General features: G+C 71.2%; 21 protein-coding genes and 1 pseudogene. 9 read left to right on the forward strand and 13 right to left on the reverse strand.

All coding sequences use genetic code 11. The features are described 5' to 3' along the window. The first annotated feature begins 43 nt into the window (after positions 1-43). Positions 44-769 carry an LLM class flavin-dependent oxidoreductase gene (locus AB0H71_RS19330; protein ID WP_357022390.1) on the forward strand — a complete coding sequence of 242 codons (726 nt, stop codon included), beginning with the start codon at positions 44-46 and terminating at the stop codon, positions 767-769. Here AB0H71_RS19330 and AB0H71_RS19335 read toward each other — a convergent pair. Together AB0H71_RS19335 and AB0H71_RS19340 are read right to left on the reverse strand one after the other, a co-directional pair. Next, positions 753-1,148, reverse strand: a complete 396-nt coding sequence (locus tag AB0H71_RS19335; RefSeq protein WP_357022392.1) for a DUF427 domain-containing protein — start codon at positions 1,146-1,148, stop codon at positions 753-755. The genes AB0H71_RS19330 and AB0H71_RS19335 overlap by 17 nt on opposite strands. A gap of 13 nt (positions 1,149-1,161) precedes the next feature. Further along, positions 1,162-1,992: a thioesterase family protein gene (locus AB0H71_RS19340; RefSeq protein WP_357023275.1), complete on the reverse strand. Its 831-nt coding sequence runs from the start codon at positions 1,990-1,992 to the stop codon at positions 1,162-1,164. A 142-nt stretch (positions 1,993-2,134) separates the two neighbouring features. Here AB0H71_RS19340 and mftA point away from each other — a divergent pair, with 142 nt between their 5' ends. The 3 genes from mftA to mftC are packed head-to-tail and all read left to right on the forward strand — an operon-like array spanning position 2,135 to position 3,676. Next, positions 2,135-2,224 (forward strand): mycofactocin precursor MftA, encoded by a 90-nt coding sequence (gene mftA / locus AB0H71_RS19345; RefSeq protein WP_357022395.1) that lies wholly within the window; start codon positions 2,135-2,137, stop codon positions 2,222-2,224. After that, the gene (gene mftB, locus AB0H71_RS19350) at positions 2,214-2,498 is read left to right on the forward strand and encodes a mycofactocin biosynthesis chaperone MftB (RefSeq protein ID WP_245650705.1); all 285 of its coding nucleotides are present in this window, start codon (positions 2,214-2,216) and stop codon (positions 2,496-2,498) included. Before mftA ends, mftB begins: the two co-directional genes overlap by 11 nt. After that, on the forward strand, positions 2,495-3,676 hold the full coding sequence (mftC, locus tag AB0H71_RS19355) for a mycofactocin radical SAM maturase (RefSeq protein ID WP_357022400.1): 1,182 nt from the start codon (positions 2,495-2,497) through the stop codon (positions 3,674-3,676). Before mftB ends, mftC begins: the two co-directional genes overlap by 4 nt. 163 nt (positions 3,677-3,839) lie before the next feature. On the opposite strand, the gene AB0H71_RS19360 is transcribed toward mftC, so the two are convergent. The 11 genes and pseudogenes from AB0H71_RS19360 to AB0H71_RS19410 form a co-directional block, all read right to left on the reverse strand. Beyond that, complete coding sequence (locus AB0H71_RS19360; RefSeq protein ID WP_357022403.1) at positions 3,840-5,243, reverse strand: MlaD family protein; 1,404 nt, start codon at positions 5,241-5,243, stop codon at positions 3,840-3,842. Further along, positions 5,244-6,368, reverse strand: coding sequence for an MCE family protein (locus AB0H71_RS19365; protein ID WP_357022406.1), 1,125 nt, complete (start codon positions 6,366-6,368; stop codon positions 5,244-5,246). Between the two features lie 6 nt (positions 6,369-6,374). Next, entirely contained in the window at positions 6,375-7,607 is a 1,233-nt protein-coding gene (locus AB0H71_RS19370) for an MCE family protein (protein WP_357022409.1), read from the reverse strand. Next, a complete protein-coding gene (locus tag AB0H71_RS19375; RefSeq protein ID WP_357022412.1) occupies positions 7,604-8,638 on the reverse strand; it encodes an MCE family protein in 1,035 nt (344 codons plus the stop codon). Before AB0H71_RS19375 ends, AB0H71_RS19370 begins: the two co-directional genes overlap by 4 nt. Beyond that, a complete protein-coding gene (locus AB0H71_RS19380; RefSeq protein WP_357022414.1) occupies positions 8,638-9,660 on the reverse strand; it encodes an MCE family protein in 1,023 nt (340 codons plus the stop codon). Before AB0H71_RS19380 ends, AB0H71_RS19375 begins: the two co-directional genes overlap by 1 nt. Beyond that, positions 9,657-10,841: an MCE family protein gene (locus AB0H71_RS19385; protein ID WP_357022417.1), complete on the reverse strand. Its 1,185-nt coding sequence runs from the start codon at positions 10,839-10,841 to the stop codon at positions 9,657-9,659. The genes AB0H71_RS19380 and AB0H71_RS19385 overlap by 4 nt, the downstream gene beginning before the upstream one ends. An 8-nt stretch (positions 10,842-10,849) precedes the next feature. Further along, positions 10,850-11,695, reverse strand: a complete 846-nt coding sequence (locus AB0H71_RS19390) for an ABC transporter permease (RefSeq protein ID WP_357022420.1) — start codon at positions 11,693-11,695, stop codon at positions 10,850-10,852. A gap of 13 nt (positions 11,696-11,708) precedes the next feature. Continuing rightward, the gene (locus tag AB0H71_RS19395) at positions 11,709-12,449 is read right to left on the reverse strand and encodes an ABC transporter permease (protein ID WP_357023278.1); all 741 of its coding nucleotides are present in this window, start codon (positions 12,447-12,449) and stop codon (positions 11,709-11,711) included. 50 nt (positions 12,450-12,499) lie between these two features. Further along, positions 12,500-13,978: an aldehyde dehydrogenase family protein gene (locus AB0H71_RS19400; protein ID WP_357022423.1), complete on the reverse strand. Its 1,479-nt coding sequence runs from the start codon at positions 13,976-13,978 to the stop codon at positions 12,500-12,502. Between the two features lie 171 nt (positions 13,979-14,149). After that, positions 14,150-14,653, reverse strand: a complete 504-nt coding sequence (locus AB0H71_RS19405; RefSeq protein WP_357023281.1) for a hypothetical protein — start codon at positions 14,651-14,653, stop codon at positions 14,150-14,152. 14 nt (positions 14,654-14,667) lie between these two features. Further along, positions 14,668-15,255 (reverse strand): annotated as a pseudogene (locus tag AB0H71_RS19410) (helix-turn-helix domain-containing protein); the annotation flags it as partial. 234 nt (positions 15,256-15,489) lie between these two features. Between AB0H71_RS19410 and AB0H71_RS19415 the strand changes: the two are divergent. The 5 genes from AB0H71_RS19415 to AB0H71_RS19435 all read left to right on the forward strand — a co-directional run bounded on the left by AB0H71_RS19415 (position 15,490) and on the right by AB0H71_RS19435 (position 22,420). After that, positions 15,490-16,665, forward strand: coding sequence for an amidohydrolase family protein (locus tag AB0H71_RS19415; protein ID WP_357022426.1), 1,176 nt, complete (start codon positions 15,490-15,492; stop codon positions 16,663-16,665). Further along, on the forward strand, positions 16,662-17,900 hold the full coding sequence (locus AB0H71_RS19420) for a Xaa-Pro peptidase family protein (protein WP_357022429.1): 1,239 nt from the start codon (positions 16,662-16,664) through the stop codon (positions 17,898-17,900). Before AB0H71_RS19415 ends, AB0H71_RS19420 begins: the two co-directional genes overlap by 4 nt. Further along, positions 17,890-19,002 carry a M24 family metallopeptidase gene (locus AB0H71_RS19425; protein WP_357022432.1) on the forward strand — a complete coding sequence of 371 codons (1,113 nt, stop codon included), beginning with the start codon at positions 17,890-17,892 and terminating at the stop codon, positions 19,000-19,002. Before AB0H71_RS19420 ends, AB0H71_RS19425 begins: the two co-directional genes overlap by 11 nt. A 101-nt stretch (positions 19,003-19,103) precedes the next feature. Then, on the forward strand, positions 19,104-20,060 hold the full coding sequence (locus AB0H71_RS19430) for an enoyl-CoA hydratase/isomerase family protein (protein WP_357022435.1): 957 nt from the start codon (positions 19,104-19,106) through the stop codon (positions 20,058-20,060). Between the two features lie 8 nt (positions 20,061-20,068). Next, the gene (locus AB0H71_RS19435) at positions 20,069-22,420 is read left to right on the forward strand and encodes a CoA transferase (RefSeq protein WP_357022437.1); all 2,352 of its coding nucleotides are present in this window, start codon (positions 20,069-20,071) and stop codon (positions 22,418-22,420) included. Positions 22,421-22,422: the final 2 nt, after the last annotated feature.

Genomic DNA, 22,422 nt, shown 5'->3' on the forward strand with positions numbered 1-22,422 from the left:
TGCTTTGCGGCACCGCGACGCTCCGGGTCGGCGCCCTCGTCCTGTGCAACACCTTCCGGCACCGGCGCTGCTCGGCCGGATGGCCACCACGCTGGACATCATCTCCGGCGGCAGGCTGGCATTCGGGCTCGGCAGCGGCTCGATCGAGGAGGAGCACCGCCGGGCCGGGCTGCCGTGGGGCAGCGCCGCCGAGCGCGCCGCGCGGCTCGGCGAGACGCTGGAGATCGTCACCCGGATGTTCACCGGCGCGCCGACCACCTTCGCCGGCGCGCACTACCGGGTCACCGAGCTGCCGAACGTGCCGGGCCCGGTGCAGCGGCCGCGGCCCCCGATCCACCTGGGCGGCGCGGGGCCGAAGTACACGCTGCCGCTGGTCGCCCGGTACGCCGACGTCTGGAACATCCCCACCTACGGGCTGCGCGACCGTCCGGCGCTCACCGCGGCGCTGGAGCGGGAGTGCGCCGCGATCGACCGGGACCCGGCCACCATCGCGCGCTCCCACCAGGCGGTGCTCGCGCTGGCCGCGGACGAGGCCGCGCTGCCCGCGGTGCGGGCGCGGGCCGGGCGGCGGTACGCGGCCGCCGCCTACGGGCTGGCGGACGGCTACGTCGGCACCCCGGCCATGGTGGCGGAGCAGCTCGCCGAGCGGGCCGCACAGGGCCTGGACGCGATCGTCTTCCTGGTCTCGCCGCGCGAGGCGGAGGCGACGATGGAGCTCTTCGCCGCGGCGGTGCTGCCGCGGCTCGCCGAGTTCAGCCCCGGCCGCTGACCGCCGGGGTCGCCACCCCGACCCGCAGCTGCACCCGGTCCTGATAGAAGGCGACGTGCCCGCGCAACCGCGCCACCTGCGGCGCCGGATCCTCGTAGCTCCAGACCAGCGCCTCGCCGCCGTCGCCGTCGAAGCGCCAGTAGGTGGCGGCGCCCTTGAAGGGGCAGGTGCTCGCGCGCGACTCGTCGGCGGCCAGCTGCACCTTCACGTCGGCGCGCGGCAGGTAGAAGACCAGCCCGTGGTCCTGCTCGTCCACCAGCAGCGCGCGGATGCTCTCCGCGACCAGCCGGTCTTCGTGGTGCACGGTGATCAGGTTGCGGCGGGCGTGGATGTCGACCCGGTAATCGGGGCGGGTCAGGAAGCCGGGGTGATCGGTCATCGGTATTCCCTTCTCACAGCCGGGCTTCCGCCGGGATGGCGGTGTCGTCCCCGCGCAGCGGGCGGATCATGGCCTCCTGGGTGAAGGAGGCGACGAGCCGCCCGTCCTCGGTGTGCACCAGCCCGCGCACGCAGGACATGCCTGCGCCGACCTGGATGCTCTCGTGCGAATACAGTAGCCACCCGTCCCACCCGGCGGGCTCGTGGAAGCGGACCGCCACCGTCATCGGCGCGGTGGAGAGGGTGTGGTGCGCCTGCGCGGTGCCGACGCCGGGGTGCGCGCGCAGCGTGGCGGAGACCGAGAGGTGGCCGGTGAAGTGCGCGAGCAGCGCCTTGGCCAGGTCGTCGCGGTCCGGGATCGGGTCGTAGCGCAGCCAGGCGTGCAGCTCCGGCGGGCCGACCTCGTCCGGGTCGTTCACATCGGCGACCCCGACGATGCGCAGGTCACGGCCGGTGAGCGGCATGTCGGCGGAGACAGCCGCCGCCGGGCCGGGCACCTCGGGGCGCGGCACGTGGTGCCGCACCACGTCGGCGGTGGGGGTGTCGGCGAGCACCGAGACGGTGGCGCAGCGCCGCCCGCCCTGCTCCACCCCGACCACCGCGCTCGCCATCGAGCGGCCGCGGTGCGTCTCCTCGACCACGAACTCCACCGGCCGCTCGGGGTCGACTGCGCGCGAGAAGGTGGCGTGGCCGGAGCGAATCACCTTGTCCTCGAAGGTCTTCGCCGCCGCGACGAGCGCCTGGGCCAGCAGCTGGGTGCCGTCGACCACCCGGCGCGAGCCGCCGTCGCTGCCCCCGGTGAAGCGGCCGTCGCCCGCGGGCCGCACGTCGAAGAGCTCCAGCATGCGCCGGACCGACGACTCCGTCACTCGGCACCTCCTCCAGTCCGGCAACAGTGTAGTTCAGTTTCGGAAATTAGATTCTCTTCCTTTTCGACATCAACTGACATTATGCTCGGGGTCACACCGATACCGGAAGGAGACGCAGATGAGCGAGGACACGAAGACCGAGGCCCTGGTCGAGGAGGACGTCCTGGTCGAGGAGGTCTCGATCGATGGCATGTGCGGTGTCTACTGACCGTCCGCCGTTCGACCCGGCCCGGGCCTACGCACTGGCACCCTCGGTGTCGGTGCGGCCCGAGCCGTTCGGCGCGCTGCTCTACGACTACGGCACCCGCAGGCTCTCCTTCCTGAAGACGCCGCTGCTGGTGGCGGTGGTCCGCGCGCTCGCGGAGCAGCCCGACGCGGCCAGCGCGCTCACCGCGGCGGGGGTGCCCGCCCCTTCGCACGACCACTATCTGCGAGCGCTCGCGGGCCTCGCCGACGCCGGGACCATCCAGGAGCGACCATGAAACTCGTCGAGCACTTCGAACACGGCCTGGACGCCCCCATCTGCCTCACCTGGGAGCTCACCTACGCCTGCAACCTCGCCTGCGAGCACTGCCTCTCCTCCTCGGGCAGGCGTGATCCGCGCGAGCTGAGCACCGCCGAGTGCAAGGCCGTGATCGACGAGCTGCAGCGCATGCAGGTCTTCTACGTCAACATGGGCGGCGGCGAGCCCACCGTGCGCCCCGACTTCTGGGAGCTGCTCGACTACTCCGTCGACCACGGCGTCGGCGTGAAGTTCTCCACCAACGGGGTGCGGCTGAACGCGGCGCGGGCCAAGCAGCTCGCGGGAAGCGACTACGTCGATGTGCAGATCTCCATGGACGGCGCCACCGCCGAGGTGAACGACGCGGTTCGCGGGCCCGGCTCGTTCGACATGGCGTACCGGGCGATGGGGAATCTGGCCGATGCCGGGTTCGAGAACTTCAAGATCTCCGTGGTGATGACCCGGCACAATGTCGGGCAGCTGGACGAGTTCAAGGCGATCGCCGATCGGTTCGGCGCGCAGCTGCGGATCACCCGGTTGCGGCCGTCCGGGCGCGGTGCCGATGTCTGGCCGGAGCTGCATCCGACCACCGATCAGCAGCTGGCCATCTACGACTGGCTGGTCGCCAATGGCGAGCAGGTGCTCACCGGCGATTCGTTCTTCCACCTGAACGCGCTCGGCTCCACCCCGCTGCCGGGGCTGAACCTGTGCGGCGCGGGGCGGGTGGTGTGCCTCATCGACCCGGTCGGCGATGTCTACGCCTGCCCGTTCGCCATCCACGACGAATTCCTCGCGGGCAATGTGCGCGATCCGGGCGGGTTCGAATCCGTCTGGCGGCGCTCCGAGCTCTTCACCCGGCTGCGCGAGCCGCAGACCGGCGGGGCCTGCGTCTCCTGCTCGGCCTACGACTCGTGCAAGGGCGGGTGCATGGCGGCGAAGTTCTTCACCGGGATGCCGCTGGACGGCCCCGATCCGGAGTGCGTGAAGGGGAATGCGGAGCTGGTCACGGCCGGTGCGCTGCCCAAGCCGGACAAGGATCACTCGCGGCGCGGGCGCAAGGCGACGGTCGGGCTCGGGTTGCCGACGATCCAGCGGCCCGCGGCGACCACTGCCGGTAGGGCTTGCGATACCAGTCCGCTGGCCGATCTCGGCCGCTGACCGAATCCGCACCGGGCGCCCCGCATTCCATGCGGGGTGCCCGGTGCGTGTGTGGGTCGACGGGCGGCCGACCGGCCGCGGGGGTCGGGGGCCGTCCGGGCCGGACCAGCCGGGCTACGGACCGTGCCGGGCCGGGCCGCGCCGGGCCGGGCCGGGATCGGGTTCAGTGCGGGAGCATGTCCGTCCAGACCGCCGCCTTGTCGGCGAGATCCGTTTGCTGGTAGAGCTTTCCGTCCGGACCGAGGTAGTTGCCGGTGTGTGGGTCGTACTGCGCCGTCCCGAAGGAGGCGGGCGCGGTCCCGTAGCGCGAGTCCGGCGGAATCCCCTGCCCCTCGAGGCTCGGGTCACGGGGGTAGGGGCCGAGCAGCGGCTGCTCGGTGGCGAGCGGGACGAACCCCTCCTCGCTGTGGCAGAGCGCGGCGGTGGGGGCGCGCTTGGCCGGGTTCTCCGCGCACGGGATATTGCGCACGCCGCGCACCGCGATATCGGAGTTCTGCGGCAGCTTGCAGTAGAGGTCGTCGGGGGTGTCGATGACGGAGGTGTCCTCCGGCGAGCGCCACTCCGAGGGCGGCAGGAAGCCGACGGTGCAGGCGGGCGGGTCGGAGACGCCGCTGATCCGGAAGTCGCCGAGCCCGAGCCCGGCGGCGTTCCGGTTCGGCTGCACCGCCTGGATCATGGAGATGGAGGGCGGCAGCAGCACCAGCAGCTGCTCCAGCCCGGCGTTGTAGGTCACCGCGAGCTGGCCGACGCTGGTCAGGTTGCCGAGCAGGATCGGCAGCGTGGGCCGCACCTGGCCGAGCAGCTGCTCCAGCTCCGCGCTGAACCCCGGCCCGGAGTGCAGGAGCTCGCGCAGCCGGGGATCGCTCTCGACCAGCTGGGCGGTGACCCCGGAGAGGCTGCGGGTCCAGATCCGGATGGCGTCGGCGGAGCGCACCTGGGAGTCGAGCAGCGGTTGCGCGTCCTCGATCAGGGTGCGGGTCTGCGGCGCCACCCCGTTCAGCTCGGTGGCGATGGTCTGCCCCGAGGTGAGCAGCGTCTCCAGGTCGTACTGGGCCCCGTGCAGCCCGGTGAAGAGCTCGCCGAGCAGGGCGTGCAGCTGGTCGGTGGGGATGGTGCCGACCAGCGCGCTCAGCGAGTCGAGCATCGGCCCGACCGGCTGCGGAATGGTCGTGTCGCGCCGGGCCACCACCGCGCCGTCGCGCAGGAAGGGCCCCGCGTCGGTGCGCGGGCGCAGCTCCACGTACTGCTCGCCGACCGCGGAGACGCTGCGCACCTGCGCCTCCAGGTCGGCCGGGATATCCCGGCCGGAGTCGATGGCGAGGTGCGCGAGCACCCCGTCGTCGGTGAGCTCGACCGAGGTCACCTTGCCGATCTCCACCCCGCGGTAGGTGACATTGCCGAATCGGTAGAGCCCGCCGGTGGCGGGCAGCTCGACCGTCACCCGCATGGTGCCGACCCCGGCCAGCGTCGGCAGCTTCATGTAGACCGTCGCCATCACGGCCAGCCCGATCACCGAGAGCACCGCGAAGGTGACCAGCTGGAACTTGACGAAGCGGGACAGCAGCATTCAGCGGCCTCCGATGCCGGCGCGGAGTGGATCGGTGATCTGCTGGGCGTAGCCGGGGTCGCCGACGGCGGCCTGCACCACGGCGGTCGGGTCGCCGTAGGGGGTGCCGAGCAGCAGCTCCCGGCGCAGCCGGGGGATGGTGAGGTCGACGGTGGCGAACAGGTTGAGGTAGTCGCCGCGCGCCGCGCCGTCGATGGTCTTCTGCCCGTAGGGGTAGACGGTCGCGTAGGCCAGCGCGGCATCGATCTGCGGGCCGACGTCGGCCAGCGCGGCGAGCGTCGGCTCCAGGTTGCGCAGGTTGGTGACCAGGTCGGCCTGCACGTCGCGGACGACCGCGGTGCTGGTGTCGCTGAAGGTACGCAACCGGTTCAGCGCGTCGGTGATGGCCGGGCGCTCGGCGAGCAGCACGTCCAGGGCGGGCGGCAGCTCGGTCAGGGCCCGGCTGACGGTGTCGCGCTGCTCGGCGAAGCGGCCGCCGAGGCGGTTCAGCGCGTCGATCGAGGCGAGGATGTCGGCGCGCTGGCCGTCCAGGGTGCCCATGACGGTGTTCAGCCGGTCCAGGAGCGCGCCGACCTCCTGCTGCCTGCCGTCGAAGGCGTCGTTCAGGCTGTGGATGATGTCGCCGAGCTGGCCGAGGCCGCCGCCGTTCACCACCACCGAGAGCGAGGCGAGGGTCTGCTCGGTGGAGGGGTAGGTGGAGGAGGCATTCAGCGGGATGCGGACGCCGGAGGCGAGCGTCCCGGCGGGAAGCTGACCGGCGGGCGTGTTCAACGCCAGGTGGCTGGAGCCGAGCAGGCTGGTCTGGCCCACGGTGGCGACGACGTTGGCCGGGACGGCGGCGTCCGGTCGGATCGAGGCCTGGACGACGGCGTGCCAGCCGTCGAGCCGGATACCGCTCACGCTGCCGACCACGACGTCGTCCACCATGACCGGCGAGTTCTGCACGAGGGTGCCGATATTCGCCATCTCGACATCGATGGTGATGGCATCGCCGCCCTGCCCGGGCGCACCGGGCAGCGGCAGGGTCTCGACGCCGTTCCAGGCGCAGCTCGTCGCCACCGCCACGGTGCCGAGCGCGAGTGCGAGCGCGCGCAGCGCGTGCCGCGTTGTTCCGGAGGTGAACACGGCTCACTACCTTCCCGGGAAGAGGATGGCCCCGAGATCGGGGAGGGGCGGCGGGGGCGGGGAGGTCGTCTCCACCACCTGGGGAATCAGATCCTGCTCGGTGTAGATGAGGCTCTCCGGGCGCGCGGTGGGGCCGAGCGCCGGGTTCACCGGGACCGGGAGGTAGTTGAAGTTGAGCAGCCCGAGCACCGGGCCGAGGTACTCGCGGCACTTCCGCGCCCCCTCCGCGGAGGTGCCGTTCTCCAGGCTGGCGATGGCCGAGCAGACGAACTGGATCGGGTCGCTGAAGTTGTTCAGCACGAAGACGCCGGCCTCGGTGGCGGTGTCCGGGTTGTAGATGTTGTAGAAGTTGGCGATGCTCGTCGGGAAGACGTGCAGCAGCTGCTCCAGGTCGTCCCGGTGGTCGACCAGGTTCTGCGTCACGTCGGTGAGCCGCTGCACCTGCTCGGTGGCCCGGTCCCGGTTCGCGGTGACGAAGCGCTGCACCTCCCCCACCGCGACCGAGAGGCTCGCCAGCGCCGCGTCCAGGTCGGAGCGGCTGTCGTTCAGCACGCTGGAGAGCGTGGCCAGCCGGTTCTGGAACTCCACGATCTGCACATCGCTGTCGCGCAGCGCGGTGACGAACTTCTGCAGGTTGCCGAGCGTGCTCGCGATATCGCCGCTGCCGTCGGCGAGCACCCGGCCCACCGCGGAGAGTTCCAGCAGCGTGCTGCGCAGCTTCTCGCCGTTGCCGTCCATGGCCTCGGCCGCGCTGTCGATGAAGCGCCCGGTGGAGCTGGAGGCGAGGTCGGCATCGGGCCCGAGCTCGGTGGCGAGCCGGGTGAGCTGGGTCTTCACCTCGTCCCACTCCACCGGGACCGCGGTGCGCTCCAGCGGGATCACCGCGCCGTCCGCCAGCGTCGGCCCCGCTCCCCGGTACGAGGGGGTGAGCTGCACGTAGCGCGCGTCGACCAGGCTCTGCGCCACCACGACGGCCCTGGCGTCCGCCGGGACGGCGACGCCGCGGTCCAGCTCCAGCTCCATCTCGGTGCTGGTGCCGGTGGGCCGGATGTCGGCGATCCGCCCGACCTTCACCCCGGCCACCCGCACGTCGTCGCCCTGGTAGATGGCGGTGGCGGTGGTGAACACCGCGGTGATGGTGCGCGGCCCGAAAGCCGCGCGGTAGCCGTAGGTCCCGGCGACGGCGAGCGCCGCGACGACCAGCACGGCGCCGGCGGCGAGCAGGATTCTGCGGGTCATCGGGGCGGCTCCGGGGTGGGTGCGGGCTGCGGCTGGATACCGAAGGCCTGGTCGATGAAGGGCTGGATCACCTGCGCCGGGATCAGGTTCGCGACGTAGGCGTTGTAGAACGGCCCGCCGGAGACGGCCTCGCCCTGGGTCATCGCGACCTTGGCCAGGCCGGGCAGCGCCGCGGCGATATTGTCCCGGTTCTGCTGCAGCATGGCGGCGATCGAGTTCAGCCGGTCCAGGGTGGGGGCCAGCTCGGCCTCGTTGTCCGCGACCAGCAGGGTCAGCTGGTCGGCGACGGCGGTGGTGTTGGCCAGCAGCTCCACGATCGCCTGCCTGCGCGCGGCGAGCACGCCGAGCAGGTCGTTGGCGTTCAGGATCAGGCTGTTCACCTGGGCGCCGCGCTCGCCGAGGATGCCGGAGACGTCGGCCGTCGCGGCGAGCAGGTCGCGCAGCGCGGTATTGCGGCCGTTGAGCGAGCGGGAGAGCTCGGTGAGGCCGTCGAAGGCCGGGCCGATCTGCGGCGCGATCCGGTCCATGGTGCCGGCGAGCAGGTCGAGCGATTGGTTCAGCGCCTGCGTGTCGGTCTCGGTGACATTCGTGGTGAGCTCGCCGACGGCGTCGGTGAGCGAGTACGGCGAGCCGGTGCGCTCGGCCGGGATGGTGTCGAAGGGCCGCAGCGGGCGCGAGCCCGCCGAGTACTCCGAGACCAGGGTGAGCACCCGCTGCCCGAGCAGCGAGCCGGTCTTGATCCGGGCCGAGGTGGCGTCGCCGAGCACCACCGTCTCGTCGATGGCGAAGGTGACGCGCGCGTCGCCGTCCACCAGCTCGACCCGCGACACCCGGCCCACCTTCGTCCCGGAGACCACCACGTCGTCGCCGACCGAGAGCCCGCCCGCCTCGGTGAAGACCGCGTGGTAGCGCACGGTGCTCACCCAGGTGATGAACTGCTGTGCCTGCAACCCGAGCGCGATGACGCACAGCATCAGCACCACGCCGACGGTGCCGTGCCTGGCGAGGTGGGTTCCGCGGTACTCCAGCATTACCTGCTGCACCTTCCGGTCGTCTGCTCGATCGCGGGCAGCACCACCACGTTCCCGGCCGGGTCGTTGACCCGCACGATGATCGAGCAGATGTAGTACTGGATGAAGTTGCCGTAGGTGCCCGCCCGCACCAGCTTGCGGAAGTTCCCCGGCGCCCGGCCCAGCGCATCGCTGAGCGTCTGCTTGTCGTCGTCGACCAGCGGCGCGAGCCGGTTCAGCTGGTCGACCGTGCCCGCCAGCGGCGGGTTGGCCTGGGTGAGCAGGCTCGCGATGGTGGCGGTGCCGGTGTCGAGCGCCGTGATGGCGTCGCCGATCGGGTCGCGCTCCGCGGCCAGCTCCGCGACCAGCCGGTCCAGCCGGTCGATGGTGGCGCCGAAGCGGTCGCCCTCCCTGGCCAGGGTCTGCATGACGGTGTTCAGGTGGTCGATCAGCTGCTGGATCACCTGGCCGTCGGCGGCGAGCGTGCCGGTGAAGGAGGCGGTGCGCGTCAGCAGCGATTCCACGGTGCCCTCCCTGCCCTGCACGATCTCCAGCAGCGACCAGGTGAGCGCGTTCACCTGCCGCGAGTCCAGCCCCTGGATCACCGGTTTCAACCCGCCGAGCAGCAGATCCAGGTCGAGCGCGGGCGAGGTCCGCTGCTGCGGGATCTCCGCGCCCTCGGCCAGCACCCCCGGCGTGCCCGGTGCCTCGGTGAGCTCCAGGTAGCGATCGCCGACCAGGTTCAGGTAGCGCACCGCCAGCGCGGTGCCCTCGGTCAGCGCCAGGGTGCGATCGGCGTCGAAGGTGACCCGCACGGAGTGGTCGGCGCGCAGCGTCACCTTCCGCACGCTGCCCACCTCGACGCCGGCGACGCGCACGGTGTCGCCGGGGCGGAGCCCGGAGGAGTCGGCGAAGATCGCCGCGTACTCCGCCCGCGAGCCGGAGCGGTAGTCGCCGAACACCGTGAAGAGCAGCCCGGAGAGCACCAGCATGACCACCGCGAAGGCGCCGAACTTGAGCAGCGGGCCATTGCGCGGGCTCATCGCGGCGCCCCCGTGAGCAGCGGCCCGAACAGCAGCTGCTGAATACTGGCCGAGTTCAGTTCCACGGTCTGCCTGCCACTCTCGAAGGGGTTGGCGCCGGTGTCGGCGACCACGTACGGCGGCCTGCCCTCGTACGGCACCGGCAGCACCGAGCACTGCGGCCCGCCGGAGGCCGCGACCTTGGGCAGGTGCTGCGGGTACCGGTAGGGCTCGATGCCGAGCATGAAGTTGGCCGAGAGCCCGAGCCCGGGCACATCCACCGGCTTGGAGCGGGAGAGATCGCCGAACCCCTCCAGCGAGCACTGGAGCGCGGCCCGGTAGTCCCTGGTCAGGGTGGTGGTCGGAACCAGGGCGGCGAGCGTGCTGTCGAGCACGCCGTGGTTCTCGGCGAGCACCGCGGTCCCGGTGTCGGAGAGCCCGATCAGCCCGACCAGGAAGGCGTCCAGGTTCTGCTGCTCGTCCACCAGGGTCCGGCTGATGGAGCTCGCGTTGGCGGCGGTGTCGAGCAGCGGCTGCGCGGCGTCGGCGTAGGTGTTCAGCACGCCGGGCGCGGCGGCGAGGTCGGCCGAGAGCGCGGGCAGCGCCGGATCGAGCTGCGCCAGGAAGGATTCCAGGTCGGCGAGCATCTGCCCGACCCGGTCGCCGCGGCCGCTGGTCGCGGTCGCGATGGCGCCGAGCGTCTCGTTCAGCTTCTCCGGCTCGATCCGGCCGAGCACCGTGGTGAGCTGCTGGAAGACGGTATTGATCTCCACCGTGACGTGCTGCGCGTCCAGCACCTGCCCGGCGGTCAGGTGCGCGGAGCCGGGGCGCTCCGGCGGGACCAGCTGCACGTACTTGGCGCCGAAGACGGTGGTGGAGGCGATGTCGACGGTCACATCGGCGGGGATGTGGCTCAGCTCGGCGGTGCGGATGGCGAGCCGGAGCTCGGCCAGCCCGTCCGCCCTGGTCGCGATGGACTCCACCGTGCCGACGGTGACCCCGCGCAGCTTCACGTCGGCGTCCGGGTTCATCACCAGCCCGGCGCGCGGCGAGAGCACCGTCACCGGCACGGTCTCGGTGAAGCCGCCGTCGAACATGCGCAGCGCGAAGGCCACGATGGCCACGCCGAGGCCGATCGAGATCAGCCCGGCGAGTGCGCGTTTCGCGTCCAGCGACGGGCGAAGGCGGGAGAGCAGGGGCATCGGGGTCCTCATCCGGAGAGGTCGAAGTTGCCGTTGGCGCCGTAGACCGCCAGCGAGACCAGCAGCGTCACCGAGACGACCGCGATGAGCGAGGTGCGCACGGCATTGCCCACCGCGATCCCGACCCCGGACGGCCCGCCGGTGGCGAAGAAGCCGAAGTAGGTGTGGATCAGCAGGATCACCAGCGCCATCAGCATGGCCTGCAGGAACGACCAGAGCAGGTCGATCGGGTTCAGGAAGGTGCCGAAGTAGTGGTCGTAGAGCCCCGCCGACTGGCCGAGCAGGAACACCGTCGTCACCCGGCTGGCGATGAAGGAGGCGATCACCGCCAGCGCGTACAGCGGGGTGATGGCGATCATCCCGGCCACCAGCCTGGTGCCGACCAGGTAGGCCACCGGCTCCACCGCCAGCGACTCCAGGGCGTCGATCTCCTCGTTGATGCGCATGGCGCCGAGCTGCGCGGTGGCGCCCGCCCCGAAGGTCGCGGCCAGCCCGATCCCGGCCACCACCGGCGCCGAGATGCGCACGTTGATGAAGGCGGAGAGGAAGCCGGTGAGCGCCTCGATGCCGATATTGCCGAGCGAGCTGTAGCCCTGCACGGCCAGCGTGCCGCCGGTGGCCAGGGTCAGGAACCCGACGATCACCACGGTGCCGCCGAAGACCGCGAGCGCGCCCGCGCCCATGCTGATCTCGGCGATCAGCCGGATGGTCTCGCGGCGGTAGTGCCAGGCGGCGTAGGGCGCGGAGACCACCGCGCGCAGGTAGAACAGCGCGTGGTCACCGACCCGGCCGAGGGCCAGGTAGGGCCGCCGGACCCGGCGGAGGTACTTGGGGTAGCGCGCGGCGATCGTCACGACCGGCCTCCTCTCAGCGGACCGTCAGCTGGATACCGATCGCGGTGACCACGACATTGATCACGAACAGCGCCATGAAGGCGTAGACCACCGTCTCGTTCACCGCATTGCCGACGGCCTTCGCGCCGCCGGTCACGATCAGCCCGCGGTAGCAGGCCACCAACCCGGCCACCAGCCCGAAGAGCAGCGCCTTGATCGAGGAGATGATCACCTCGTCGATCCCGGTGAGCAGGGTGAGCCCGGCGGCGAAGGCGCCCGGGTTCACGTCCTGCACGAAGACCGAGAAGACGTAGCCGCCCAGGATGCCGATGATGCAGACCAGGTTGTTGAGCAGGAAGGCGACCAGCCCGGAGGCGAGCATGCGCGGCGTCACCAGCCGCTGCACCGGGTCGATGCCGAGCACCTGCATGGCCGCGATCTCCTCGCGGATGGTGCGCGAGCCGAGGTCGGCGCACATGGCGGTGGCGCCCGCCCCGGCCACGATGAGCACGGTGACCATCGGCCCCACCTGGGTGACCGCGCCGAAGGCCGCGCCCGCGCCGCTCAGGTCGGCGGCGCCGAGCTCGCGCAGCAGGATATTGATGGTGAAGCTGACCAGCACGGTGAACGGGATCGCCACCAGCAGCGTCGGCACCAGCGAGACCCGCACGATGAACCAGGACTGCTCCAGGAACTCGCGGGTCTGGAACGGCCGCTTGAACAGGAACCGGACCGCGTCCGCCGACATGGCGAAGAGCCCGCCCACCGCCTGCATGGGCCGGGTACCCGCCCGGACCACGGCCCGCAGCCGGGGCGGGGCCGGGCTCACGGAACCACCGTGGCGAAGGTCTTGCTCTCCAGGAACTCCTCGAGCCCGGCGACACCCATCTCGCGCCCGATGCCGGACTGCTTGAACCCGCCGAACGGGGTGTCCGGGGCGAAGTACAGCCCGCCGTTCACGCTGAAGGCACCGGCCCGGATCCGCCGCGCCACCGCGACCGCCCGCTCCTCGTCGGCGCTGTACACCGCGCCGGCCAGGCCGTAGATGGAGTTGTTGGCGATCCGCACCGCGTCGTCGTCGCCGTCGTGCGGCAGCACCACCAGGACCGGGCCGAAGACCTCCTCCTGGGCGATCTCGCTGTCCGGGTCGACATTCGTGAGCAGCGTCGGGGTGTAGAACCAGCCGGGGTCGACCTTCTCGCCGCCGGTCACCAGGGTGGCGCCCGCCGCGACGGCGCGCTGCACCATGGCGTGCACCTTGTCCCGCTGCCGCTCGCTGATGAGCGGGCCGAGGTAGGTGTGCGGGTGCGCCGGATCGCCGGGCTTGATGTTCTCCATGCTCTGCGCGACCGCCGCGACGATCTCGTCGTGCTTGGCCCGCGGCACCACCAGCCGGGTGGTGATGGCACAGCCCTGGCCCGCGTGCGAACAGATCATGAAGGCCGCCATCATGGCGGGCATGGCGAAGTCGGCGTCGTCCAGCAGCACCATGGCGGACTTGCCGCCGAGCTCCAGGAAGACCTTCTTCACCGTCTCGCTCGCGGCGGCCATGATCCGGCGGCCGGTGGCGGTGGAGCCGGTGAAGGTGACCATGTCGACGTCCGGGTGCGTGGTGAGCAGCGGCCCCACCTCGGGATCGTTGCTGCTCAGCACATTCACCACGCCCGCGGGGATATCGGTGTGGTTCGCGATCAGCTCGCCGAGCGCCAGCGTGACGAGCGGGGTGTCCGGGGCGGCCTTGAGCACCACCGTGCAGCCGGCCGCGAGCGCGGGGGCGAGCTTCGCCAGCGCCAGCTGGTTCGGGTAGTTGTAGGCGATGATCGCGGAGACCACGCCCGCCGCCTCCTTCTCCACCCAGCGCCGATGCTTGGCCCCGCGCGACTCCAGCTCGCCCAGCTCCGCGCGGAAGGAGTAGCCGCGGAGCAGCTCCGCGTAGTGCTTCACGATCTCCAGCGGTGCGTCCACCTGGGCCCGCTCGGTGAGCAGCCGGGCGGCGCCGGCCTCCGCGATGGTCAGCTCGCGCAGCTCCTCGACATTGGCGACGAGCGCCCGATAGAGCTGGTCGAGGCAGTCCGCCCGGAAGCCGGGGTCGGTGGCCCAGGTGGTCTCGTCGAAGGCGCGCCGCGCGGCGGCGACGGCCCGCCCGGCCTCGGCGACCCCGGCGTCCGGTGCCTGCCCGAGCACCTCGCCGGTGGCGGGGTTGCTGGTGGGGTAGGTCCGCTCGGTGCCGACGAGCTCGCCGTCGATCAGCAGCTGCCGTTCGGTGTTCAGCGACGGCGCGGCGGTGGGTGCTTCGGCGGTCATGTCTCTCCCGGCGCGGTGGAAAATGGCATTCTCACTTGTGAACAAGGTTACACACGCTGAGCAAGAATTCAATACTCAGAGTTTGCCGGAGGTGCGAAAACGGAACGGCGCGTGCGGGTTCGACAGCGCGAACCCGCACGCGCCGCGTGCCGGAGAAAGGAAGGAGCCCGGTCAGCCCACCGGACTGAGGTCGGCGCCGACCGGCGGGAAGGCGGAGAGCCCGCTGCGGAAGACCTCGACGTCGCCGGGGGCCACCGGCACGCCGGCGGCGGCCAGCGCCTGCGCCTTGAAGGCCTGCGCGGCCACGCTGAGCCGGTGCACCACCGGTTCGATGCGGTGCTCGGGCGGGGTCGGCCAGCTCTCGCCCCAGACCACCACCTCCATGCCGCCGTCGTCCAGCGCCTTCACCAGCCCGCGGTGCGTCCTGGTGTCGGCGGCCAGCACCTCGGAGGCGATGGCGAGCGCGTGCGGCTGCCTGCCCCTGCCCTCGTTGGCGAGCACCGCCTCCAGCTCCAGCACCTCGGCGCCGAGGATGCGCAGCGGGCGGGCGTCGCCGAGGTCGGCCACCAGCACGGTGACGTCCCAGCCCGCTACGGCGCGGTCGAAGAGCCAGCCGCCTGCGTGCTGGACGACGTCGAGGACGTCGGCCCCGACGATGTCGAGCCGGTAGCGGATGGTTCCCCACTTGAAGCGAAGTCGCGAGCCAGTGACCTGGTGTACTCGGTGAACACCTCGGTCAGCGGGATCGAACGGTCGAGCAGCCATGAGATCTCCATTCCATTGATGAAGGCGACGATTTCCACAGCCCGGATGTCGGGATCGAGGTCGGGCCGGAACCGTCCGATCTCCTGGTTGTGCCGGATGGTCTCCGCGACGATGTCGACGGCCACCTTCCAGCGGTCGAGCAGCCGATCGTGCAGGGGAGCCTCGGGCAGCAGGTTCTCCACCAGCAGGACGACGAAGGTGCCGACCAGCTCCGGGGAGCCGGCCATCCGGTCCGCCACCCGGCGGATCTCGGCCAACAGGTCACCGGTCAGGTCGGCGTTGCGCGCGTCGTCCGCGTCCCTGGCATCGAGCACCGCGTGCAGCAGCTGCTCCTTGGACTGGAAGTGGTGCAGCAGCCCGGCCGGGGTCACCCCCGCTTCGCGGGCGATCTGGGCCAGGCTGGTGCTGCGCCACCCGTTCCGGGTGAGCAGCCGCTGAGCGACGCCGAGGATGCGTTGCCTGCGGTCCTCGCCCTTGGCGAGGAGGGTGGCGTAGGGGCGAGGAGTGGTCACGCAATCTTCCTGTCCGGCTAAACCTAGTGAACACACAGTAGGTTGGTTTTGGCGGTGTGACAAGGGTCTCAGGGGAAGTCATCCCGGGTCACTTCCCTCGACAACAGATGATAACGGTATTCTCGCAGCTAACAGCCGTATTTGAGCCTAATCCGAGCCGTTCTGCGGATACCGTTCCCTCTAATTGTGATAACGTCATTCCCACCACGAATCGATCCCAATGGGAGGGTCACGATGTCGGTTCCCACCAGCAGCGCCTCGCTGTATCCGCCCGGCGGCTTCGGGCCACCGAAGGATCGCCGCGGGCACGCGGCGGGTGCGCTGGGCCTGCCAGCGGGCACCGAGGTGTTCTCCGCGGACAACCACATCTCGCTCGCGCACGACATCTTCTTCGAGCGGTTCCCGGAGGAGCTCAAGGACAAGGCGCCGCGGGTCTGGTACGAGGACGGCGCCTTCCAGCTCGGCCGCAAGGGGAAGTCGTTCCTGCCCGGCGATTTCAGCCACGTGCTGATGCAGTACGACCCGCTGGAGGGGTCGGGCAGCGGCAACCTGGAGGCCAGGATCGCGGATCTGCGCGCCGACGGCATCGCCAAGGAGCTCGCGTTCCCGAATGCCCTGCTGGCCCTGCTCTTCTACCCGGACCGGGCGATCCGCGAGCTCTGCTTCCGCACCTACAACGCCTACATCGCCGAGCTGCAGGAGCTGTCCAACGGCAGCTTCTACGGCGTCGGGCTGATCAACTGGTGGGACGGCGAGGGCGCCAGGCGCACCCTGGCCGAGCTGAAGTCGCTGGGTCTGCGAACCTTCCTGCTCCCGCTCTCCGCGGGCAAGGACGAGGAGGGCAAGGTCATCGACTACGCCTCCACCGCCATGCGGCCGGTCTGGGAGGCGATCGAGGAGTCCGGCGTCCCGGTCTCGCACCACATCGGGGAGTCGCCGCTCTCGGCGCCCTGCGAGGTGAACAGCGTCGCGGTCGGCATGATGCACAATGTCGCGCCGTTCCGGGAGCTGTTCTCCAAGTACATCTTCAGCGGCATCCTGGACCGGCACCCCGGGCTCAGCGTGGGCTGGTTCGAGGGCGGCATCAACTGGGTGCCGTCGGCCATCCAGGACGCCGAGCACATGCTGGCCTCCTTCCAGCACATGCTGGACCGCCCGGTGGAGCACGACGTCCGCTACTACTGGGAGAACCACATGCGGGCCTCGTTCATGGTGGACCCGCTCGGGCTCTCGCTCATCGACCACATCGGCCGCGACCGGGTCATGTGGTCCTCGGACTACCCGCACAACGAGAGCACCTTCGGCTACTCGGAGAAGTCCATCGCCACCGTGGTCGAGGCGGTCGGCCCGGACGACGCGGCGCGCATCGTGAGCGGCAATATCCTCGACTTCCTCGGGCTGGCCGGATGACCGCCTTCGCCACCCGGCGGGGAAGCGTGACCTTCCCGATCCCGGACGTCCCGGACCGGGCCAGGATGCGCCGGGAGACCGGGGAGCGGCTGCGCGCGAGTATGACAGCCCGCGGCGTGGACGCGCTGGTCCTGCTGAACAACAGCAATGTCGTCTACGCCACCGGGGCCAACTGGCCGCTCGGCGACGCGGGGCTCTCGCACGTCGAGCGCCCGGTCGCGGTGGTGCTGCGCGACGACCCGTGGCCGCACCTGTTCATGCCGTTCCGGGAGGGCGCCTCGGCCGAGCGCGACCTGCCCGCGGACCACCTGCACGGCCCGGTCTACCTCGAATTCGACGAGGGCGTGGAGAATTTCGCGCGGCTGCTGGCCGAGCTGATCCCGGCCGGGTCGAGCATCGCGGTGGACGAGCACACCGGCGCCATGCTGCGCGCGGGCAAGCAGATCTTCCCCGGCGGCGCGCCGACGGACGCGGCGCTGGTCGTCGGCCCGGCCAAGCTGATCAAGACCCCGGACGAGATCTCCTGCATCCGCACCGCGTGCCGGATCACCGAGCGGGCCGTGGCCGAGGTGCAGGCGGCGCTGGCGCCGGGCAGGCGGCAGATCGACCTCTCGGCCGGCTTCGTACGCCGCGCCTTCGAGTACGGCGCCACCGCGAACATGCTCGACGCCATCTGGCAGGTCATGCCGAGCACCAAGGCCGACGGCGTCTGGACCACGCACGGCGACCTGGCGCTGCCGCTGCTCACCACCGAGCGCGAGCTCGAGGCGGGCGACGTGCTCTGGACCGACGTCAGCATCACCTACGGCGGCTACTGCTCCGACTTCGGCCGCACCTGGCTGGTCGGCGGCGAGCCGAGCGCCGCGCAGCAGCGGCAGTTCGAGCAGTGGCGGACCATCCTGACCGCCGTGCTCGACGTGACCAAGGCCGGCGCCACCGCGGCCGACCTGACCCGCGCGGCGATCGCGGCCAATGGCGGCGCCAAGCCCTGGCTGCCGCACTTCTACCTGGGGCACAGCATCGGCGTCAGCGCGGCCGAGCTGCCCATGATCGGCACCGACCTGGGCCCGGAGTACGACGAGAACTTCGTCTTCGAGCCGGGCATGGTGCTGGTGCTGGAGCCGGTCGTCTGGGAGGACGGCACCGGCGGATACCGAAGCGAGGAGATCATCGTGATCACCGAGGAGGGGTGGACCCCTCTCACCGACTACCCGTACGACCCCTATGGGAACTGAGATCCTGCCGGACGATCGCGCCCTGCGGCATGGGCGGCGTGATCGCGCACTGGCACAGATGGAAGCCCATGACCTCGATGTCCTCGTGCTCGGCAGGCAGGCCAATGCCCGCTACGTGGCGGGCGCGCCCCAGCTCTGGGTGGCCGGGACCAGGCCCTTCGGCCCGGTCGCCACGATCGTCAGGGAGACCGGCGATGTGCACCTGCTGAGCACCTGGGACGAGGGGATCCCGGACGACATCCCGCACGAGCACCTGTACGGGCTGGCCTGGAATCCGGTCAACACCATGGCGGTGCTGCGCGACATCCCCGGCGCCTCGACGGCGGCGCGGGTCGGCACCGACTGCCTCTCCCCCACCTTCGCGCAGCTGCTGCCGATGGCCTTCCCGAAGGCCGAGTTCGTCGATGGCGAGCAGGCCATGCGGGCGGCGCGGCGGATCAAGACCGAGCCGGAGGTCGCGGTGCTGCGCGGGGCGCTGCGGGTGGCCGAGGCCGGGCTGGCCGCGGCCGCCGCCGAGCTCGCGCCCGGCAAGACCGAGCAGGGGCTCACCGGGGTGCTGCTGGAGGCCATGGCGGCCGGGGGGATCAGCACACCGGCGCAGCAGGATTCGGTGTGGGTGACCTCGCGGGAGCATCCGTGGCGGCGCGCCGACGCCGAGCGGACCGTGCGGGCCGGCGATCTCGTGGCGATCTCGGCCGGGGTGCTCGGGGACGGGTACATCGGGGAGGTCGGGCGGACCGTGGCGGTGCCGGGCGGGGACGAGGCGGCGGTCGCCGCTTTGTTCTCGCGCAGCGCGGCGGTGCGCGAACGGCTGATTGCGGCGAGCCGGGCGGGTGAGCCGTCGAGCGGGTTGCTCGCGGCGTACGAGGCGGCGGGCGAACCGCTGCCGCCGATGCCGGTCGCCCGCGGGCTCGGGATGGGGTTCGATCCGCCGGTGGTCTCGCCGCAGCTGCCCGCCACCGCGGCCGCCGAGCGGCTGGAGCCGGGCATGGTGCTCGCGCTCACCGGGTACGTGTGGGAATCCGGCGTCGGCGCGGTGTTCACCCGCGATGCCGTGCTGATCACCGACGACGGAGCCGAACTGCTCACCGACGCGCCCTGAGCGCTTGCCGGTGGCTGCGTGACACCGGCGCGCACCTCGCCCGGCCGGGCGCCACCCCGGCCGGGCGGACCCGCATCACCCCCTCGGCGAAGGAGCCGTCCATGTCCGTGCCCGACCAGCCCACCGCGGAAGAGATCATCCGCTACGAGAAGGATCCGAAGACCCGGATCGCGACCATCACCTTCGACCGCCCGGAGGCGCTGAACGCGCCCACCGCGGCGGCCCGGCTCCGCTACGCCGACCTCATTCACCGCGCCAGCGTGGACGACGAGGTCAAGGTGCTGGTGGTGCGCGGCGAGGGCCGGGATCTCGGCACCGGCGCCGACCTGCCCGAGTTCATGGCGATGCAGGAGTCCGAGGACCAGGGGCCGCGGCTGGCCGAGTTCCGGATCGGCCCGGACGAGGTGCGGTACCCGCCGCGCGGGTCGTTCCGGCACGGCGCCTCGGTGAGCCAGTGGTACGCCAATGCCTCGGCCGGCTGCCGCAGCCTGCAGGAGTTCAAGAAGATCTCCATCCTCGAGGTCAAGGGCTACTGCTACGGCTGGCACTTCTACCAGGCCGCCGACGCCGACCTGGTGATCTCCTCGGACGACGCGCTCTTCGGCCACCCCTCCTTCCGCTACTACGGCTGGGGCCCGCGCATGTGGACCTGGGCGCAGACCATGGGGCTGCGCCGCTTTCAGGAGATGGTCTTCACCGGCCGCGCCTTCTCCGCCGCCGAGATGTACGAGTGCAACTTCCTGAACAAGGTGGTGCCGCGCGCCGAGCTGGAGGCCGAGACCGCCAAGTACGCGCTCGCCTGCTCGCGCAACCGCCCCACCGACACCGTGTTCATGCAGAAGGTCTTCTTCGAGATCATGAAGCAGCAGCAGGGCGAGTACATGGGCAGCCTGCTCAGCGGCTTCTTCGAGTCCATGGGCGGGCACATCGCCGCCGACGAGGACGATCTCATGCTGGACAACGCCTTCGAGGGCGGGCTGAACAACTCGGTCAAGGACAACGACGACCGGTTCCCGCCCGATTTCCGGCTCAGCAGGTCGGGCCGGAACAAGCCGTAGGGGTTGTCGTGACGCACGCCGAGCCGCCGCTGCGGGACTGGCTGGTGGTCGATCTGGCCACCGGCATTCCGGGCGGGTACTGCGCCAAATTGCTCGCCGACGGGGGTGCCAGGGTGGTTCGGGTCGAACCGCCCGAGGGGGATCCGCTGCGCGGGTGGTCCGCCTCCGGGGCGGCGATCCCGCCCGGGTCGGACGGGGCGCTTTTCTCGTTCCTGGCCTGCTCCACCGAGAGCGTGGTCGGGGAGCCCGAGCTGGTCGAGAAGTTGCTCGCCGCCGCGGATGTGGTGCTCTGGTCCGGGGGCGCGTACCCGCCGGACGAGTTGCGGCGGCGGTACCCGCACCTGGTGGTCACCGCGATCACGCCGTTCGGACTGACCGGGCCGTGGAGTTCGCGTGCCGCCACCGAGTTCACGTTGCAGGCGTGGTCCGGGGGGATCGTGGGGCTCGGGCGCGGGGCGCCGGATCGGGCGCCGGTGCACGTCGGCGGGCGGATCGGCGAGTGGTTCGCGGGTGCGCACGCGGCGGCCGCGACTCAGGTGGCGCGGTTGCGCGGCGGTGGGGCGCTGGTCGATCTCTCGATGCTGGAGACGCAGATCCTCGGGCTCACCTACTTCCCGGTGTCGTTCCACGACGGGCTGGGGCGGCCGTTCCGCACCGAGCGCAGGCTCAGCGTGCCCGGCGTCGCGAGCGCCGCGGACGGGATGGTGGCGGTGGGCTGCGGGACCCTCCAGCAGTGGTACGACCTGTGCGCCATGGTCGGGCACGCGGAGTGGATCGACGAGGACACCGAACTCTCCATCACCCAGCGGGCCGGTGCCAAGGCGGCCGAGATCCAGGCGTGGATGACCGAGCAGCCGGTGGATGTGGTGCGGGATCTGGCGACGGCGTTCCGAATCCCGAACGGCCCGCTCGCGGACGGGGCCAATGTCGCGGCGATGGACCATCACGTGGCGCGGAAGTTCTTCACGACCAACCCGCGTGACGGTTTCACCCAGCCCGGGGCGCCCTACCGCATCTCACCTTCACTGCTCCGCGAGCCCGGTCCCGCGCCTCGGCTCGGCGAGCACACCGCGCACTACCGCTCGGCCGAGCTCGGCACGAAAACCGCCACGGCGGCGGGCGATCCACTCCCCTTCCACGGGCTGCGCGTGCTCGACCTGACCACCTTCTGGGCCGGGCCGTCCTGCACCCACTACCTCGCCCTGCTCGGCGCCGACGTGATCCACGTGGAGTCGGCCGGACGGCCCGACGGCACCCGGCTCATCGCCGGCGTCCCCGCTACCGAGGAGCAGTGGTGGGAGCGCTCCCCCATCTTCTCCGGGCTGAACACCGGCAAACGCGGGCTCACGGTGGACTTCCGCACCCCACGCGGGCAGGAGTTGCTGAAGAAGCTCGTCGCCACCTGCGATGTGGTGGTCGAGAACTACACCCCCCGCGTGCTCGAGCAGATCGGGCTCGACGCGGCGAGCGTGCGCGCCCTGCGCGAGGACATCATCATGGTGCGGATGCCCGGATTCGGGCTCGACGGGCCGTGGCGGGACAACCCCGCCTTCGCCTACGTCATCGAGGACACCTCCGGCATCACCGCTCTGACCGGCTACCCCGACGCCAACCCCATCGAGCCCTACTGCATCGGCGACCCCAACGCCGGGGTGCACGCCCTCAACGCGCTCCTGCTGGCGCTCGAGCACCGGCGCCGCACGGGGCAGGGTGTCGTGATCGAGGCGGCCATGGTCGAGGCGGCCATGAACGTCGCCGCCGAGCAGGTCATCGAGTACTCCGCCTACGGTGCGCTACTCGCCCGCGACGGGAACCGCGGTCCTGCTGCCGCGCCACAGAACCTGTACCGGGCGTCCGGGATGGACGAGTTCGGGCGCGAGGATCTCTGGGTCGCCATCGCCGTCGCCGACGATGCCCAATGGCGTCGGCTCCGCGAGGCGCTCGGAACCCCCGTCTGGTCCCTCGACCCCGAACTCTGCACTGCCGCCGGGCGCCGCCGCCAGCACGATCTGTTGGACCGGCACCTCGCCGACTGGTGTGCCGCGCGCTCCCCCGACGCGATCGTCGATGTTCTGTGGGCCGCAGGCGTTCCGGTGGCGAAGGTGCAGCAACCGCATCACCAGGCCGATCTGCCGCCACTGGTGTCCCGCGAGTTCTTCGAGCCGGTCGAGCACCCGGTGTTCGGCACTGCCCGCCACAGCACCCTGCCCGCGCGGTTCTCTGACGGTCCGGAGCGCTTTCATACCCGGCACGCTCCATTGCTCGGGGAGCACACCGACGAAATCCTCTCGGAACTGGGATTGAACGAGGCAGAGATCGCCCAGTTGCGCGCCGACGGGGTTGTCGGCGGCACGCTCTGAAA

The sequence above is a fragment of the Nocardia sp. NPDC050697 genome (assembly GCF_040654395.1).
Taxonomy (GTDB): domain Bacteria; phylum Actinomycetota; class Actinomycetes; order Mycobacteriales; family Mycobacteriaceae; genus Nocardia.